Here is a 15,489-nt window from a genome sequence, read left to right on the forward strand (position 1 = left end):
ATCGCCGGCAGGTCAGCCGACGGGCGCGGCGATCCGGATGAGATCGAGGTCGGGGACGAAGCCGGAGCCGTTGGCGAAGGTGATCGTGTTGGCGCCGGCCTTCAGATCGACGTCGACGACGGTGGTGCGGAAGGTCGACCAGCTCAGCGTGTTCCGGAAGTACGAGCGCCTCGCGGGCCCGCCGTTGACGCTGATGTCGGCGCCCCGGTCGACGATGTTGTTGTTGTACTGGTGCTCCCCGACGACTTCCGCGTTGGCGTAGCCGACGACCATCCGGTAGCGCCCTGCGGCCGGGACGGTCACGTTGTTGAACCGCAGCGTGTTGGCGGCGCCCCTGCCGATCCAGCCCACGTACTGCCCGCCGGACGCGGCGAAGCTGGACGCGACCACGGCGGTGCCGGACAGGGTGTTCGCGCCGGACTCCGCCTCGTAGGTGGAGATCGTGCCGGTCGTGGCGGCGACGTCGAGGTGGTCGACGTTGATCGCGTCGCGGTCGTCGGCGGCGTAGGCGCTGACGTCGATCCGGTTGATGCCCGCAGGCAGGAACATCTTGGTGGTGACCGTGTTCCAGGTGTTCCAGTTCGCCGTGCCCGGCAGTGCCAGGTCGGTGAGGCCCGAGCCGTTGAGCCGCAGCCGGATTGAGCGGTTCGCCGGGGCGCCGCTGTACGGGCCAGCGGAGTAGCGCAGCGCGACGTTGTAGTAGCCGTCGTCCGGCACACCGACCACGAACCTGGTGCTCGCGTCGGTGCTGCCGCCGTAGCCCTCGCTGAAGGACGTGCCCGAGTAGCCGGTGTTGGAGCCGTACTTCACCTTCGCCGTCCCGGCCAGGTCCGCGTACTCGGCCTCGTAGCGGGAGGACGAGGCGACGCCGGTCAGGTCTTTGTCCGGCGTGATGACCACGTGGTAGGCCGAGGTGCCCTTGAGGCCGGTCAGCGGGATGGAGATCTGCCCGCCGGACGACGTGAAGTCCCCCTCCTTCACCAGGTACGGGCCCTTGGACGGGTCCGTGCCCGAGCCGTCGACGCCCCACACCGAGGCATGCACAGTCCCGCCCAGGTAGGACGCGGTGCCGAGCCCCTTGACGACGAGGTCGGTGTCATACGTGCCGCTGGCGGGGTTGTTGCCGCCGAAGATCACTCGTGCCTGTTTCTTGGCCGGGTCCAGCGCCGCCAGGCCCTGAAGTGAGCTGCTCGTGCTGGGCGGCGCGACGGCCACCGTGCGGCCGGTCAGCTCGCCGTACCACTTGTAGAGCCACCAGGCTCCGGTCGCCTGGTTGTTCCTGGTGACCAGGTCGTTGAGCCCGCCGGCCGTCGTCCAGTACGCCAGGCACCCGTCGACCTTGCTGTTCTCGAAGCGGGCGACGTACTGGACGAGATTGCCGGGGACGCCGAGGTCGCCGCTGATGCGCGCGTACTCGTTGATCGAGATCGGACGCTTGCCGATGCCCAGGTCGGCCTCGATGTCGCGGTAGTCGGCGAGGTGCTTCTCCCAGTCGGTGAAGAAGTCATTGTTGAGCTCGTGCCAGGTCACCACGTCGGGCAGGACGCCGTTGTCCCGAGCACGCGTCATGAAGGTGCGCATGTCGGCCGCGCGATAGGAGGCGAAATTCGGGCCCGCGATCCGCGCGCCGGGATCGATCGACTTGATCTTGTCGTGGACGCGCTTCCAGTGGTCGGCCAGGCGGGTGACGTCGTCCCGGTACCAGATGAGGTCGGGTTCGTTGAACGGCACGTACACGTACGACGTGCGGTGCGGATCGGCGACGATCTTCCGGGTCATCGTGTCGACCTTGGCGAGGTAGTCGTCGATGCCGAGGTTCTCGTACGGCCACTGCGCGTAGACGTCCTGCATGTAGACCTGGATCTCGCGCCCGCCGGCCCGCTTGAACATCGGCGCGATCTTCAGCGCGTCCCCATTGGGATGCTGCAGCCCATCCGGCGCCATCTGCGCGGTGACCCGCGGCTTGAGCGCGGCCAGCATGGTCTCGTTCGGGATGCCCTCGTCGCCCAGCCCGTACAGGAATCCGGTGGCGCCGTAGTGCAGGGCGCCCGTGCTCTTCGACAGGTCGACGGTCAGCTGCGTGGCCGCCGCGGCCACGCCGGGCGTCACCGACAGCACGCCTGCGGTGACGGCCACGGCGACCGTGGCCGCGCAGGTTCTCCTCAGTTTCATCGGCGCTGCAACCTCCTTGCGGGGGTGGACATCGGCCTCAGGGCCGAGAGGTTGAGTGCGGCCACGGGAACGAATGTTTCCGCAGCATCAGGGGTGTCCAGCGGCCGATGTGACCGGTCACATCGTCGGCTCAGTGTGACCGGTCACACAGCATCCGGAAAGAGGGCGTTACCAGGTTGTTACAAGGCCAGGCGTACGCAGGCGGGATGTCAGCGGCCGCGCAGGCACCGCGTCAGCGACCGCGCAGGCGCGGTGTCAGTGGCTGCGTGGGGGCGCCGTGGATTCGCGGATCACCAGGCTCGGCGGGGCCAAATCGACCGCGGGCTGGGGCAGGCCGGTGACCTCGGCGACGACGGAGGCCAGACAGGCACGCCCCAGGCCGACGAAGTCCATGCGCACCGTGGTGAGCGCCGGGGTCCAGTACGCCGTGCTCGGCATGTCGTCGAAACCCACGATGCTGACGTCGCCCGGCACATCCCGGCCCGCCTCGTACATGGCACGGCGGACGACGAGCGCGGTGTCGTCGTTCCCGCAAAGGATCGCGGTCACCGACGGGTCGACCGCCAGGCGCCGGGCCGCCTCATAGGCCGAGCGGGCATCCCAACCCGCGGTGAGCACCGGCGGAACGGGGGCCCCGGTCTCCCCCAGCGCGTCCCGCCACCCCGCCTCACGGCCGCTGGTCTCGGTCTCCGACGGGATCGCCAGGTGATGGACCGTGCCATGCCCCAGCCCCAGCAGATGCCGGGTGGCGTCGGCCGCGGCCGCCCGTTCGTCCAGGCAGATGGCGATCCGCCCGGTCCCGGGGAGCCCGCCCGCCTCGGTCGCGGCCACGGCGGGAATGTCCGATGGAAGCGCCCGCAGCACCTCGGCACCGGCTGCGTCGAAGGCCACGACCACGACTCCGCCCGCACTGGGGTCGCTGACGTACTCGGCGGCCCTTCCCACATCGGCGACGTCGTCAGAATCGATGACGCGCACGCCGACGGCCAGTCCCTCCACCCGGGCCGCCTCCTCGATCCCCTGGAGGGTGCAGGCGTAGCCGTACAGCATCGTGTCCGACGTCACCACGGTCACGGCCTTCGCCCGGCCCGAGCCGAGAGTGCGCGCGGCCCGGTTCGGCCGGTATCCCAGCCGCCCGATGGCCTCCAGCACCTGCTGGCGGGTCTCGGGCCGCACCCTCGGCGAGTCGTTCAGAACCCGCGACACCGTCTGGTACGACACTCCCGCCATCGCCGCAACGTCACGAATGCTAGGACCGGCGTCACGACGCCTGCGGGACGGCGGTTTCTCCAGTTGCGGGCCTGTCACCGCTCCATCGTCGGCGCCCGCCAAACCCCCGGTCAAATGGCGCCGAGCTCAGCCGGGTAAACCTGCATGGCGAAGGTGGCCACGCGATTGAGCTCTTCGGCGGTCGCGCCGTCCTGAGACTGGCGCGACATCCCCTGGATGGTCGCTGCGTAGAACGTGGCGAGGCCTTCAACGTCAGTATCCGCAGGAACCCTGCCCGCCTTGACGTCGCCCTCAATACGTTCGGCGAACGAACGCTTGGCGGCGACGCGGTAGCCACGCAGCACCTCCTCGACCTGCTCGGCCTCAGGGCCGTGGTTGACCGCGGCGGTGATGATCAGGCAGCCGGGCGGGTGCTCGGGATCGCAGTAGTTGACGGCGGCCTCACGAAGAACACGTTCCATGGCCTGGCGGCCCGTGGGCTCCTCGGCGAGAGCGCGGGTGGTGAACGCGCCGTGGGTCTGCTGGTAGCGCTCGACGGCCTCGTTGAAGAGCTTCCGCTTGTCGCCGAACGCCGCGTACAGGCTCGGCGGCCGGATCCCCATGGCGGCGGTCAGCCCCGCGATCGACGTCGCCTCGTAGCCGTGCCGCCAGAACTCCCTGAGGGCCTTCTCCAGCGCCGCGTCGCGGTCGAAGGCCCGGGGGCGGCCGGGCGTTCTGCTCATGACCTCATTGTATAGCGGTCGATACAAATCTGGACGGTTCCTCTGGAGTAACCGAGCGCACCGCAAAGTGCGTTCTTCCGGACCCACCCGGGCCGCAGCACGCTATTGCCGGTTACCACAAAGAACTGATGAAGGAGCCGGCATGTCCGATAGATGGGACGCGCGAGCGTGGAGCGTGTTGTTCGTCCTGTGCGGCGCGATCTTCCTGGAGGGGATCGACGTGGCGATGCTGAACGTGGCGTTGCCCGCCATCCGCGCCGACCTCGGCCTCTCCACCGGAATGCTCAGCGGGGTGGTCAGCGCGTACGTGCTGGGCTACGGCGGCTTCATGTTGCTGGGCGGCCGGGCTGCCGACCTGCTGGGACGCCGCCGGATGTTCTTGTTCTGGCTCGGGGTCTTCCTGGCGTTCTCGGGCTTGGGCGGGTTCGCGACCGAGGGCTGGCAGCTGCTCATGGCGCGGTTCGTGACCGGTGTCGCCGCCGCGTTCATGGCGCCCGCCGGGTTGTCCCTGGTCACCTCGAACTTCCCCGAGGGCCCAAAGCGCAACAAGGCACTGCTCGTGTACGCAGGGACGGCGGCAGGCGGGTTCTCGCTCGGTCTGGTCGCCGGAGGCTTGCTGACCGCTCTCGGCTGGCGCTGGGTGTTCTTCGCCCCGGTCATCCTGTCGGCGGTGATCCTGCTGGCCGCGATCCCGCTCATCAAGGACGACGCCGCACGTGAACGCGGCCGCTTCGACATCGCCGGATCGATCACCGCGACGGGCTCGATGTTGCTGCTGGCGTACGGCGTCGTCCGGCTGGAGCACCCCACCGAGAAGCCCATCGTGACCATCGCCTCGTTCGCCACGGGCCTGATCCTCCTGGCGGCGTTCGTGATGATCGAACGACGCTCGGCCGCGCCGCTGGTCCGGCTGGGCATCCTGCGCTCAGGCCCACTGGTGCGAGCCAACCTCGGCGCGCTGCTCTTCGTCGGCTCGTTCGCCGGCTTCCAGTTCCTGGTGACCCTCTACCTCCAGGAACTCCGTGGCTGGTCGGCGCTCCAGACGGGCCTGGCCATGCTGGTGATCGGAATCGACACGGTGCTCGCCCCGACGCTGACACCCAAGCTGGTCAACCGCTTCGGGAACGTCCGCGTGATCTTCGTTGGCCTGCTGCTCTCCACCGCGGCATACGCCCTCTTCCTTCCGGCCGGTCTCGACTGGGCCTACACCCTCATGCTCCCGAGCATGGTGCTGCTCGGCCTGGCCTTCTCGCTCACGTACGGGCCGCTCACCATCGCGGCCACCGACGGCATCGCGGAGGAGGAGCACGGATTGGCAGGCGGTCTGCTCTACACCTCGATCCAGTTCGGCCTGGCGCTCGGCATCTCGACCGTCAGCGCCGTCAACGTCGCCGCCGGCGCGGGGCTCGACGGGTTCCGTACCGCCCTGATAGTGCCCGTCGCCGCGGCTGTCATCGGCTCCGCCATCACCGCCACCGGCCTGGCCCGCAGAACCCCCGTGGTCCCGGCCGAGCCCGTCCCCGCTCAGCTCTAAGGAGAACGTCATGGCCACAAAAGTGGAGACCTTCACCGAACTCCAGGACGAGTTCGACGCCTACATCGGCGACATCGTCTACGCCACGATGACCACGGTCGACAAGAAGGGCCGCCCGCGCGCCCGCGTCCTGATCCCGATCTGGGAGGTCGTGGACGGCAAGCCCGTCGGCTGGCTCGCCACGTACAAGACCCCGGTCAAAGAGGCACACCTGGCGAACAACCCGCACACCACGTTCTCCTACTGGACCAAGCGGCAGAACGCGGTCGCCGTCGACACCATCGCCGAATGGGTCGACGACCTGGACATCAAGAAACGTGTCTGGGACCTCTACAGCAGGACGAGCCCGAAGGGTGCCGGATACGAGCTGGGGCAGTTCTGGACGAGCCCTGCGGACCCCAAACTCCACGTTCTGCGCCTGGAACCCTGGCGCGTCCAGGTCATCCGAGGCAGGGACCTCCGCAGCAAGATCTGGCAGCCGAACTAACCAAAAGGGGCCGGTGGGAGCCAACTCCCACCGGCCCAACGGTTACACCTCCAGCTCAGAAAGCCGCTCGTACTGCTCATCGGACAACTCCACACCACCAGCGGCGAAGTTCTCCTCCAAGTGCGCGATCGACGTCGTGCCAGGGATCGGGAGCACGGTCGGGGACCGCCGCAGCAACCAGGCCAGCGCGGTCTGCGCGGGGGTCGCGCCGACCTCCTTGGCCACCACCGCCACCGGACCGTCCGCCCCCGCGTGCTCGCCCATGGCCACTGGGAAGAACGGGATGAACGCAATGCCGTTCTCGGCTGCGTAGTCCACAACGTCCTCGTGCTGGCGGGTGACCAGGTTGTACATGTTCTGAACGCTCGCGATCGGCGTGATCTCGGCAGCGTCCCGCAACTGCTGCACGGACACCTCAGAGAGTCCGATGTGCCGGACTTTCCCTTCGTCCCGCAGCTGCTTCAAGGCCCCGATCTGATCCGCGAGCGGCACGTCCGGGTCGATCCTGTGCAACTGCAGCAGATCGATCCGTTCCACCTGCAACCTGCGCAAGCTCAGCTCGGTCTGCTGGCGCAGGTAGGCCGGGTGGCCCAGCGGCACCCACTCCAGCGGCGACGGCCGCACCACGCCGACCTTCGTCGCGATCACCAAGTCGTCCGCATAGGGACGCAGCGCCTCGGCGATCAGCTCCTCGTTCTCCCCGAGGCCGTACGAGTCGGCCGTGTCGATCAGATTCACACCCAGCTCCACGGCCCGCCGCAAGACCGCCGAGGCCGCCTCACGTCCCACCGGCGCCCGCCAGATGTGTCCCATCCCCGGATCGAACCCGGGCTCCGGCGGCGCCGCGAGCCGCATCGCCCCGTACCCGATCCGGTTCACCCGCAGATCGCCGCCCAGCTCGAACGTTCCCATGTCATTTCCTTCAAGCTTGAACCACTAGAGACATCCGAGATGAACCCCGCTCACACCCCACCCATTCCGCCCATGAGCGAGTCTGTGACAGCGTTCACACAAAGGATTGGATATCTCTGTCGCGGGCAAAGTGCAGAGAGATCACAGACGGACACGAACGTGATCACGGCCTGGGGATACTCCCGTAAGGCCTAAATCTGTGCATAACATCCCGCTAGAGGTAAAGCCGTGGCCAGGACGGGTGGCCAGAGCGCGCCAGGCCAGGGAGAGTAAGGACATGTCCTCTCGCACCCCTCCGCGACGCACGTCCGCGCACCCCAGCGGCCCGTGCATCGAGGGGTGCGTTCGACACCGCGAAAGGCTCGCACCCCGGAAGGCATCAGGGCGCTGCGGAAGGCTCGCACCGTGGAAGGCGTCAGGGTGCTGCGGAAGGCTCGCACCATGGAAGGCGCCGGGGTATGGGGCGGAGCCCCATCGGGGGCGTGGGGGCGGAGCCCTCACATCGGGGGTTCCAGGGGGTCGCCCCCCTGGGCAAGCACAAGAGGCAGCGGCTCGCGCTTTCGGCGAGCACACCGCCTCTACCTCGTTGGTGGGCGAGGAGGGATTTGAACCCTCACATCCTTTCGGACACACGGACCTGAACCGTGCGCGTCTGCCGTTCCGCCACCCGCCCGGGGTGTCGCACCGGCCCCCTTGGGGCGTGCTCGAAAAGGCTAGCACGGGCCCAGGAGTGGTTAGGTATCCAGATACTTGGAGCGAACCTTCGCACCGATACGATCGTCTACCAGTGGGGAAGGGAGGTGCCCGTGGGCGTCATTCAGCGCTTCGAGCGAAGGCTTGAGGGCATGGTCGAAGGAGCCTTCGCCCGGGCCTTCAAGTCTGAGCTGCAGCCGGTCGAGGTGGCCAGTGCTGTCCAGCGCGAGATGGATGATCGTGCTGCGATCGTGGCTCAGGGCCGGACGCTGGTGCCGAACGACTTCGTCGTCGAGATCTCGGAGCAGGACGGCCAGCGGCTACAGGTGTACGCAGACAGCCTGAGCCAGGAGCTGGCGAATCTGGCCCGCGAGTACGCGAAGGAGCAGGGGTACTCCTTCGTGGGGCCGGTGCGTGTCCGATTCGAGAACGCCGGCGATCTGGCCACGGGCATGTTCCGGATCAGGTCGGGCGTCATCCGGGGTACGACGGTGGAGGGTGGCGAGATCCGCCAGCCGCCGACCGATGTGCCACGGGGGCCGGCCGGTGCGTTCGGGGGCAATCCGCGGCTGCTGGTCACCACGGCCGTGGAGGGCACGCCCGCCACACAACGCACGTATGACATCAATACTCCGGTGACCTTGCTGGGTCGCGGCACCGACTGCGACCTGCGACTCGTCGACCCGGGCGTATCCCGGCATCATGCCGAGATCCGCGTAGAAGGTCCCGAAATCGTTCTCGTGGATCTAGGGTCGACCAATGGCTCTTTCGTAAACGGTCAACCAATCCGGCGGGTGACGCTCGTCGATGGTTCCCGCGTCACGATGGGCCGGACGACCCTTGTGTTCCGCCGCGACAGGGAGTAACCCCGACTCCGATGACCCCATTCACCCTCACGCTGATAAAGCTGGCATTCCTCGCGGTGCTGTGGCTCTTCGTCATCGCGGCCGTCGGTGTGATCCGGGCCGACCTGTTCGGTTCGAAGGCCGCCACGCGGGCCGCCAAGCCCCAGCCTGCCAGGGCGGCCAAGCCGCCCAAGCAGCCGCGGGCTCAGCAGCAGCGCAGTGCCCCGACGAAACTGGTCGTCGTCCAAGGCGAACGGGCAGGGACCGTCATTGATCTCACGGGGGTGCCGATCACCATTGGTCGGGCGAATGACGCCACGCTGGTGGTGACCGACGACTACGCTTCGACCCGGCATGCCCGAATTTACGCGCAGGACGGTCAGTGGATCGTGGAAGATCTCGGGTCGACCAATGGCACCTACCTCGGCCGCACGAAGGTGAGCCGGCCGATGCCGGTGCCCCCGGGCGTGCCGGTCCGTATCGGCAAGACCGTGATCGAGCTGCGCAAATGACTCTGGGAATCCGCTACGCCGCGCGCTCCGACGTCGGCATGCTGCGCGAGGGCAACGAGGACTCGGCATACGCGGGCGCCCATCTGCTCGCGGTGGCCGACGGGATGGGCGGGCACGTCGGCGGCGAGATCGCCAGTGCCGCCGCCATCGAGGCGCTCCGCAGGCTCGACAAGGAGCTGCCCGCCACCGAGCTGCTCGCCGCGCTCGAGCACACGGTCAAGTCGGCCAACGACAACCTGCACCGCATCGTGGAGTCCGACCCTGCCCTGCAGGGCATGGGCACCACGCTGACGGCGATGTTGTGGGCGGGCAACCAGGTCGCGCTGGTGCACATCGGTGACTCCCGCGCCTATCTGCTGCGCGACGGCAGCCTGTTCCAGATCACGCACGACCACACCCTGGTCCAGTCGCTGGTGGACGAGGGCCGGATCAGCCCGGACGAGGCGGCGTCGCATCCGCAGCGTTCACTGCTGCTGCGCGCGCTGGACGGCCGGGGTGAGGTCGATCCCGACCTGTCGCTGCGAGAGGCCAAGGTCGGCGACCGGTATCTGCTGTGTTCCGACGGCCTGTCCAGCGTGGTCACCGCCGAGACGATCTTCCAGGTGCTCACCGATGTGGACGACGCCGACCAGGCGGTCCGCAACCTGATCGACCTGGCCAACCGCGGCGGCGGTCCCGACAACATCACCTGCGTGGTGGCCGACGTCGTCGACTTGGGCCAGCAGCAGCCACCGACCGGTCCCGGGCGGGCCGTGGGGGCGGCGGCCAACGCCACGCCCTCGTCCGATCCGCCCGGCGGCGGTCCTGGCGGTGCGGCTCCCACGGCGGTCGACACGCCGGCCGGACGCGCCGCGCAACTGCGCGACACCATGCCCCAGCCGCCGGTGGCGGTGGACGAGATGCCGCCGCCCTCCGCCGCCCCGATGAACGAGCCGATGGGCGCGGCGCCGCCTCCAGGCACCATGCCGCAGCCGATGTCGCGGCGCGACGCCCGGCGGGCCGGCGGCGGTGGCATCCGCCGCTGGACATGGCTCATCGTGACCGCAGGCGTGGTCGTGATCGCGCTGCTCGCAGGCAGTTTCGCCGTTGTGAAGTACCTGCAGGGCGGCTACTACATCGGCGCTGAGAAGGGGCAGGCCTTGCTCTTCAAGGGCAGACCTGACTTTCCCCTTTCCAAGAAGGCCGACCAGGCGGTCCAGCCCAACCCGCCGATCCTGCTCGCCGATCTGCCCGTCGACCGGGCTCAGGCCGTCCAGGACAACTACGAGGTCAAGGGTCCCGCCGCCATCAACGACCTCAAGGCGGTCGTCTGCAAGTACACCCTCCAGCAGGAGGCCGGCAAGGTGGTCATCATCAAGGGCCGCGGGCAGAAGAGCTGCAAGGAGGCCAAGGCCAAGGGCAGCGAGCTGAAGACGGCCGACCTGCCCCAGGCCGATGCCACCGCCGTGGAAAAGGGCATGTACACGTTCATCGGTGTCGCCGCCGCAGACCGGAAGCTCACCGATCTGACCCGGCTGAGGGACCGGTGCGTGGCCAAGGACCCGCAGCTCAAGGACTGCCCGCAGGACGGGGCGAACAAGCAATGAGTTCGATCGGACGGCAGATCCGGGCCCAGCTTCCGTACACCAAACGGAACGCGGCATCACTCGCGCTGCTGATCTTCGCGATGGTGCTGACGCTGTCCGCCTTCGCCGAGGTCGGCCTGGCGCGCGACGGCGAACTCCCGATCGGGCTTCCTCTGTACGGCGGCGGCCTGGTCGTACTGGCCTTCGCCGCCTACTTCGCCCAGGCGAAGTTCGCCCCGTACGCCGACCCGTTGCTGCTGCCGCTGGCGGTGGCGCTGAACGGGGTCGGCCTGGCGATGATCTACCGTCTCGACCTGGACACCAGCAAGACCAAGATCGATGCCGTCGCGGCCGGGCAGAAGCTGGCGGAGGACGAGGCGTCCGCACCCGGCCAGCTGATGTGGACGTTCGTCGGGATCGCCATGTTCGTGGTGGCGGTGCTGATCATGCGGGACACCAAGAACGGTGAGGGTCCGCTCGCGATCAGCCCCAAGACCATGCAGCGCTACACCTACATCGTCGGCCTCTCGGCGATGGTCCTCCTGCTGCTGCCCATCGTGCCGGGCCTCGGCGGCTCCGTGAACGGCGCCCGCGTCTGGATCTTCATCGGCCCGTTCTCGGTGCAGCCCGGCGAGTTCGCCAAGCTGATGCTGGTCGTCTTCTTCGCCGGCTACCTGGTCAACAAGCGGCAGGCGATGTCGCTGATCGGCAAGAAGATCGGCCCGATCAGCCTGCCCCGCGCCCGCGACCTGGGCCCGATCATGGTGATCTGGTTCTTCGCCCTGGGCGTGCTGTTCGTCCAGAAGGACCTGGGCACGGCGCTGCTGTACTTCGGCCTTTTCATCTCGATGCTCTACATCGCCACGCAGCGGGTCTCCTGGGTCATGATCGGTGTCGGCCTGCTGGCGGTCGGCATCTTCATCGCCACGCTGCTGCCGTTCATGAGCCACGTCAACCAGCGCATCAGCATCTGGCAGAACCCTAAGCCGTACTTCGACGGCGGCTGCCTGGTCGACAACAGGGTCACCCCGGTCAACCCCGACACCGACATCTACAAGCAGGTCAAGGCCGAACTGGAAGCCAAGGCCGTCGAGTACGAGCGGGCCGGCAACAAGCAGAAGGCAAAGAACACCCGCCTGATCGCTCCCGGTTCCTACGCCTGCAGCAACAAGCTCGGCGGTGAATACTCCGACAGTGCCCAGCTGATGAAGGGCCTGTTCTCGCTCGGTGAGGGCGGCGTCCTCGGTACCGGCCTCGGCCAGGGCGAGCCGTGGCGCACACCCTTGTCCTTCAGCGACTTCGTCTTCGACTCACTGGGTGAGGAACTCGGCCTGACCGGGGTGATGGTGTTGCTGTTGCTCTACGCGCTGATCGTGCAACGCGGGATGAAGACCGCCATCGCCGCCCGCGACCCGTTCCTGAAACTTTTCGCGGGTGGAGTCTCGTTCGTACTGGCATTGCAGGTGTTCGTCATCGTCGGTGGCGTGACCAAGCTCATCCCGCTCACCGGTCTGACGACACCGTTCCTCTCGCAGGGTGGGTCCTCGCTGATGGCGAACTGGATCCTGATCGCGATCCTGGTCCGGATGAGCCACGACGCGCGCAAGCCCGCCCCGCAGGCGATCCAGGACGAGGGCATGACCCAGATCGTGAGCACGAGGTAGGGATCGTTATGAACGGCACGCCCGTCGAACGCAGGATGTGGAGCGATCACTCATGAACATGGACAAGCCGCTTCGCCGAGTGGCGATCTTCGGCCTGTTGTTGTTCTTCGGGCTGATGGCGCAGGTCAACTACGTGCAGGGCAGCCAGGCGGAGAAGCTCCGCACTGACCGCAACAACTCGCGCCAGTTCCAGAACCTCTTCAACGAGCCGCGCGGCACGATCATGGCCGGCCCGGACGTCCTGGTGACGTCGGTCGAGACCAAAAAGAGCAACCCCAAGTGGGGCCGGGTCTACAAGGACGGCGAGATCTTCGCCCCGATCACCGGCTACTTCACCAACGCGGCGGGCACCGGCGGGATCGAAAGGGCCTACAACCTGCTGCTCAGCGGCCAGGACAAGCGCCTGGTGAACCAGGAGTGGTTCGACACGTTCATCGGCAAGAAGGCCAAGGCCGCCAACGTCCAGACCACGATCGACCCCCAGGCCCAGCGCGTTGCCTACAACGAGCTCAAGCGCAGCACGACCCGCGAGGGCGGGGCCGTGGTGATGGACATCAAGACCGGCGCGCTCAAGGTGCTGGCCTCGTTCCCGTCCTACGACCCGACGACGGTCGCCCCGCAGACGGGCACAGCAGGCGTCAAGCGGTTCGACGAGATGAACCGGGATCGGGCCAAGCCCAACGTCGACAAGGCGATGAGCGAGGTCAACTTCCCCGGCTCGTCGTTCAAGGCACTGGTGGCAGCCAGCGCCCTGGAGAACGGGATCGGCAAGGACTCCGGCGTCCCAGCGCCCCGGACCTTCCTGCTGCCGGGGACGAACACCACGCTGCCCAACAGCCACGAAGGCGGTGCCTGCGGTCAGGGCCAGGCTCCACTGATCCAGACGTTCGCCGAGTCCTGCAACACCACCTACGGCATCCTGGGCTCGCAGCAGCTCGGCAAGGACAAGGTCACCGACACGACGAAGAAGTTCGGCTACGACCAGCGCATCGAGGTCGAGCCGAACATGTCCTCCGCCAAGAGCACCTTCACCGCCGCCAACGCCGACGGCGCGCAGACCGCACTCGCCTCGATCGGCCAGGGCAGCAACTCCGCCACCCCCTTGCACATGGCGATGGTCGGCGCCGCCGCGGCCAACAAGGGCAAGATCATGAAGCCGTACCTGATGGAGAAGGTCGTGTCCGGTGACAGCCAGAACGTCATCGAAGAGGCCGACCCGAAGGAGTTCGGCCAGGCCATGTCCGCCGACAACGCCGACCAGCTGGCCGACCTGATGCGCGAGGTCGTCCGTTCCGGCACCGGCAAGTCGCTGGCACAGTTCAACATCGCCGGCAAGACCGGTACCGCCGACATCGACGGCGTCGAGTTCAACAACCGCTGGTTCGTGGGGTTCGCTCCCATCGAGAACCCCCGCTACGCCTTCGCCGTCTACACCGTGGGCGACGGCTCCGGCGGCGAGTTCGCCGGCCCGGTCGCCGGCAAGATCATGCAGGCGGTGCGCAAGGATTGAGCAGCCCCGCCACCCCGCCCACCGGCGCGTCCCGCAGGGTCGCGCCGGTGCGGCATGCCACGGCAAGGGTGGCGAACCCTGCAACACAACCACCTGCCCCACCCCACGTAGGCGGCAGCGCGTCCGCGTCGGAGCGGCCAGAGGCACGCGTGACGCAGCCCACAGCGCGAGCACATGTAGGCGGCGATGGTGCGGCGCTGAGCCAGATCACGGCATGGGTGGCGCAGACTTCAGGAGGTCGCCTGAGCGCTGACGTGGGCGCGCCTAGACTGACGGCGACCCAGTCGAACGGCGTGGGCGGCGATGCGGTTGCGTCAGCACGGGTGGCGCGGGTTGCAGGGGAGGTCGCATGAGTGGCGACTTCCTGCTCAACGAGCGGTACAGGCTGCTGGAGCTGCTGGCCACCGGTGGGATGGGCGAGGTGTGGCGGGCTCAGGACGAGGCCCTGGCGCGTGAGGTGGCGGTCAAGCTCCTGCGCCAGGAGCTGGTGTCCGACGACCGTGCGTGCGGGCGGTTCGGCGCGGAGGCGCGCTTCGCGGCCGGGCTGCAGCACGGCGGCATCGCCCAGGTGTACGACTACGGCGAGCAGGACGGCCGGGCCTACTTCGTCATGGAGCTGGTGCCCGGCGAGCCGCTCTCAGCCCTCCTCGACCGCACCGGCGCACTGACCCCCGAGGCCACCCTCGACCTGGTCGCCCAGGCCGCCCGTGCCCTGGCGGTCGCGCATGATCACGGCATCGTGCACCGCGACGTCAAGCCGGCCAATCTGATGATCGCTGCCGACGGCACGGTAAAGATCACTGACTTCGGGATCGCCCGGGCGTTGTCGGCCACGAGCTCGCAGACGCAGACCGGCATGGTGATGGGCACCGCCCACTACATCTCGCCCGAGCAGGCCTCCGGCCAGGAGATCACACCCGCGTCGGATCTTTACTCCCTCGGCGTGGTGGCGTACGAGTGCCTGACCGGCAACGCCCCGTTCGACGCCGACACCCCCGTGGGCATCGCACTCAAGCACGTCCGCGACGCCCCGCCGGAGCTGCCGTCGGCCGTCCCGGCCACCGTCCGGTCGCTGATCTCCACTCTGCTCGCCAAAACCCCTGCCGAACGCCCAGCCGGCGCGAAACAGGTGGCCGAACAGGCCGAGATGATCCGCCAGACTCTGCTTCTCGGTGGAGATCAGGAGCTTTTGCCGGAGTTTGACGGGGGCGGCAGGCCGGATAACCTCACGGAGGTGCCCGGGCAAAGACGCTCGGCACTGATGTACACGTCGGTGACCGCCGGCGTCGTCCTGCTCGGGGTCATCGTGGTCGGCTCGCTGTGGCGCGGCTTCAGCTCGGCAGGTCTCGTGGAGACCCGTAGCCCGCTGCCGACCGTACAACCAGGTGGCGAGCCTCCGTTCACGACCACACCGACCGTACAACCGCGACCAACGCACGGGCGGTTGCCAATAGTTCCCGGCCGCCCGTCAACTTCCAGGCCGTACAAAACGTCCCAGAAGAAGCCCACCAGGAAACCCACCAAGAAAACTCCCACCGCCCCAACACCGACACCGGCGGAAAGCAGCACGACTCCGTCGACTCCGAGCCCAGTTCCCTCACCCACGGACAGCGGGGAGCTAGGTTCAGAGGACAAGGTGTAGA

General features: G+C 67.8%; 12 protein-coding genes and 1 tRNA gene. 8 read left to right on the top strand and 5 right to left on the bottom strand.

What is annotated here, in order from left to right; all coding sequences use genetic code 11:
• Positions 1-12: 12 nt before the first annotated feature.
• The 3 genes from ACH34W_RS22990 to ACH34W_RS23000 form a co-directional block, all read right to left on the bottom strand.
• On the bottom strand, positions 13-2,172 hold the full coding sequence (locus ACH34W_RS22990) for a CBM35 domain-containing protein (protein ID WP_395963027.1): 2,160 nt from the start codon (positions 2,170-2,172) through the stop codon (positions 13-15).
• Between the two features lie 255 nt (positions 2,173-2,427).
• Positions 2,428-3,480, bottom strand: coding sequence for a LacI family DNA-binding transcriptional regulator (locus ACH34W_RS22995; protein ID WP_395963028.1), 1,053 nt, complete (start codon positions 3,478-3,480; stop codon positions 2,428-2,430).
• 32 nt (positions 3,481-3,512) lie between these two features.
• On the bottom strand, positions 3,513-4,124 hold the full coding sequence (locus tag ACH34W_RS23000; protein WP_395963029.1) for a TetR/AcrR family transcriptional regulator: 612 nt from the start codon (positions 4,122-4,124) through the stop codon (positions 3,513-3,515).
• A gap of 142 nt (positions 4,125-4,266) precedes the next feature.
• On the opposite strand from ACH34W_RS23000, the gene ACH34W_RS23005 reads away from it, so the two are divergent.
• Together ACH34W_RS23005 and ACH34W_RS23010 are read left to right on the top strand one after the other, a co-directional pair.
• Positions 4,267-5,658 carry an MFS transporter gene (locus ACH34W_RS23005; protein WP_395963031.1) on the top strand — a complete coding sequence of 464 codons (1,392 nt, stop codon included), beginning with the start codon at positions 4,267-4,269 and terminating at the stop codon, positions 5,656-5,658.
• Positions 5,659-5,668: 10 nt separating this feature from the next.
• Positions 5,669-6,145 (top strand): pyridoxamine 5'-phosphate oxidase family protein, encoded by a 477-nt coding sequence (locus ACH34W_RS23010; protein WP_395963033.1) that lies wholly within the window; start codon positions 5,669-5,671, stop codon positions 6,143-6,145.
• A gap of 42 nt (positions 6,146-6,187) precedes the next feature.
• Here ACH34W_RS23010 and ACH34W_RS23015 read toward each other — a convergent pair whose 3' ends face one another.
• Entirely contained in the window at positions 6,188-7,057 is an 870-nt protein-coding gene (locus tag ACH34W_RS23015; RefSeq protein WP_395963034.1) for an aldo/keto reductase, read from the bottom strand.
• A 587-nt stretch (positions 7,058-7,644) separates the two neighbouring features.
• Positions 7,645-7,730, bottom strand: a tRNA-Leu gene (locus ACH34W_RS23020).
• 133 nt (positions 7,731-7,863) lie between these two features.
• Here ACH34W_RS23020 and ACH34W_RS23025 point away from each other — a divergent pair.
• The 6 genes from ACH34W_RS23025 (at position 7,864) to ACH34W_RS23050 (ending at position 15,488) form a co-directional block, all read left to right on the top strand.
• On the top strand, positions 7,864-8,616 hold the full coding sequence (locus ACH34W_RS23025; protein ID WP_395963035.1) for an FhaA domain-containing protein: 753 nt from the start codon (positions 7,864-7,866) through the stop codon (positions 8,614-8,616).
• An 11-nt stretch (positions 8,617-8,627) separates the two neighbouring features.
• Positions 8,628-9,107, top strand: coding sequence for an FHA domain-containing protein (locus ACH34W_RS23030; RefSeq protein WP_395963036.1), 480 nt, complete (start codon positions 8,628-8,630; stop codon positions 9,105-9,107).
• Positions 9,104-10,693: a Stp1/IreP family PP2C-type Ser/Thr phosphatase gene (locus tag ACH34W_RS23035; RefSeq protein ID WP_395963037.1), complete on the top strand. Its 1,590-nt coding sequence runs from the start codon at positions 9,104-9,106 to the stop codon at positions 10,691-10,693. Before ACH34W_RS23030 ends, ACH34W_RS23035 begins: the two co-directional genes overlap by 4 nt.
• Positions 10,690-12,336, top strand: coding sequence for an FtsW/RodA/SpoVE family cell cycle protein (locus tag ACH34W_RS23040; protein WP_395963039.1), 1,647 nt, complete (start codon positions 10,690-10,692; stop codon positions 12,334-12,336). The genes ACH34W_RS23035 and ACH34W_RS23040 overlap by 4 nt, the downstream gene beginning before the upstream one ends.
• 52 nt (positions 12,337-12,388) lie before the next feature.
• The gene (locus ACH34W_RS23045) at positions 12,389-13,846 is read left to right on the top strand and encodes a penicillin-binding transpeptidase domain-containing protein (RefSeq protein WP_395963040.1); all 1,458 of its coding nucleotides are present in this window, start codon (positions 12,389-12,391) and stop codon (positions 13,844-13,846) included.
• A 349-nt stretch (positions 13,847-14,195) separates the two neighbouring features.
• On the top strand, positions 14,196-15,488 hold the full coding sequence (locus tag ACH34W_RS23050; RefSeq protein WP_395963041.1) for a serine/threonine-protein kinase: 1,293 nt from the start codon (positions 14,196-14,198) through the stop codon (positions 15,486-15,488).
• The last annotated feature ends 1 nt before the right edge of the window (position 15,489 follow it).

The sequence above is a fragment of the Actinomadura sp. 6N118 genome (genome assembly GCF_044326415.1).
In the GTDB taxonomy this organism is placed as follows: domain Bacteria; phylum Actinomycetota; class Actinomycetes; order Streptosporangiales; family Streptosporangiaceae; genus Spirillospora.

Bases quoted from the DNA above. Each gene is read 5' to 3' on its own strand.
- ACH34W_RS22990 (WP_395963027.1), bottom strand. From the start codon at position 2,172: ATGAAACTGAGGAGAACCTGCGCGGCCACGGTCGCCGTGGCCGTCACC.
- ACH34W_RS23000 (WP_395963029.1), bottom strand. From the start codon at position 4,124: ATGAGCAGAACGCCCGGCCGCCCCCGGGCCTTCGACCGCGACGCGGCG.
- ACH34W_RS23005 (WP_395963031.1), top strand. From the start codon at position 4,267: ATGTCCGATAGATGGGACGCGCGAGCGTGGAGCGTGTTGTTCGTCCTG.
- ACH34W_RS23010 (WP_395963033.1), top strand. From the start codon at position 5,669: ATGGCCACAAAAGTGGAGACCTTCACCGAACTCCAGGACGAGTTCGAC.
- ACH34W_RS23015 (WP_395963034.1), bottom strand. From the start codon at position 7,057: ATGGGAACGTTCGAGCTGGGCGGCGATCTGCGGGTGAACCGGATCGGG.
- ACH34W_RS23030 (WP_395963036.1), top strand. From the start codon at position 8,628: ATGACCCCATTCACCCTCACGCTGATAAAGCTGGCATTCCTCGCGGTG.
- ACH34W_RS23035 (WP_395963037.1), top strand. From the start codon at position 9,104: ATGACTCTGGGAATCCGCTACGCCGCGCGCTCCGACGTCGGCATGCTG.
- ACH34W_RS23040 (WP_395963039.1), top strand. From the start codon at position 10,690: ATGAGTTCGATCGGACGGCAGATCCGGGCCCAGCTTCCGTACACCAAA.
- ACH34W_RS23045 (WP_395963040.1), top strand. From the start codon at position 12,389: ATGAACATGGACAAGCCGCTTCGCCGAGTGGCGATCTTCGGCCTGTTG.
- ACH34W_RS23050 (WP_395963041.1), top strand. From the start codon at position 14,196: ATGAGTGGCGACTTCCTGCTCAACGAGCGGTACAGGCTGCTGGAGCTG.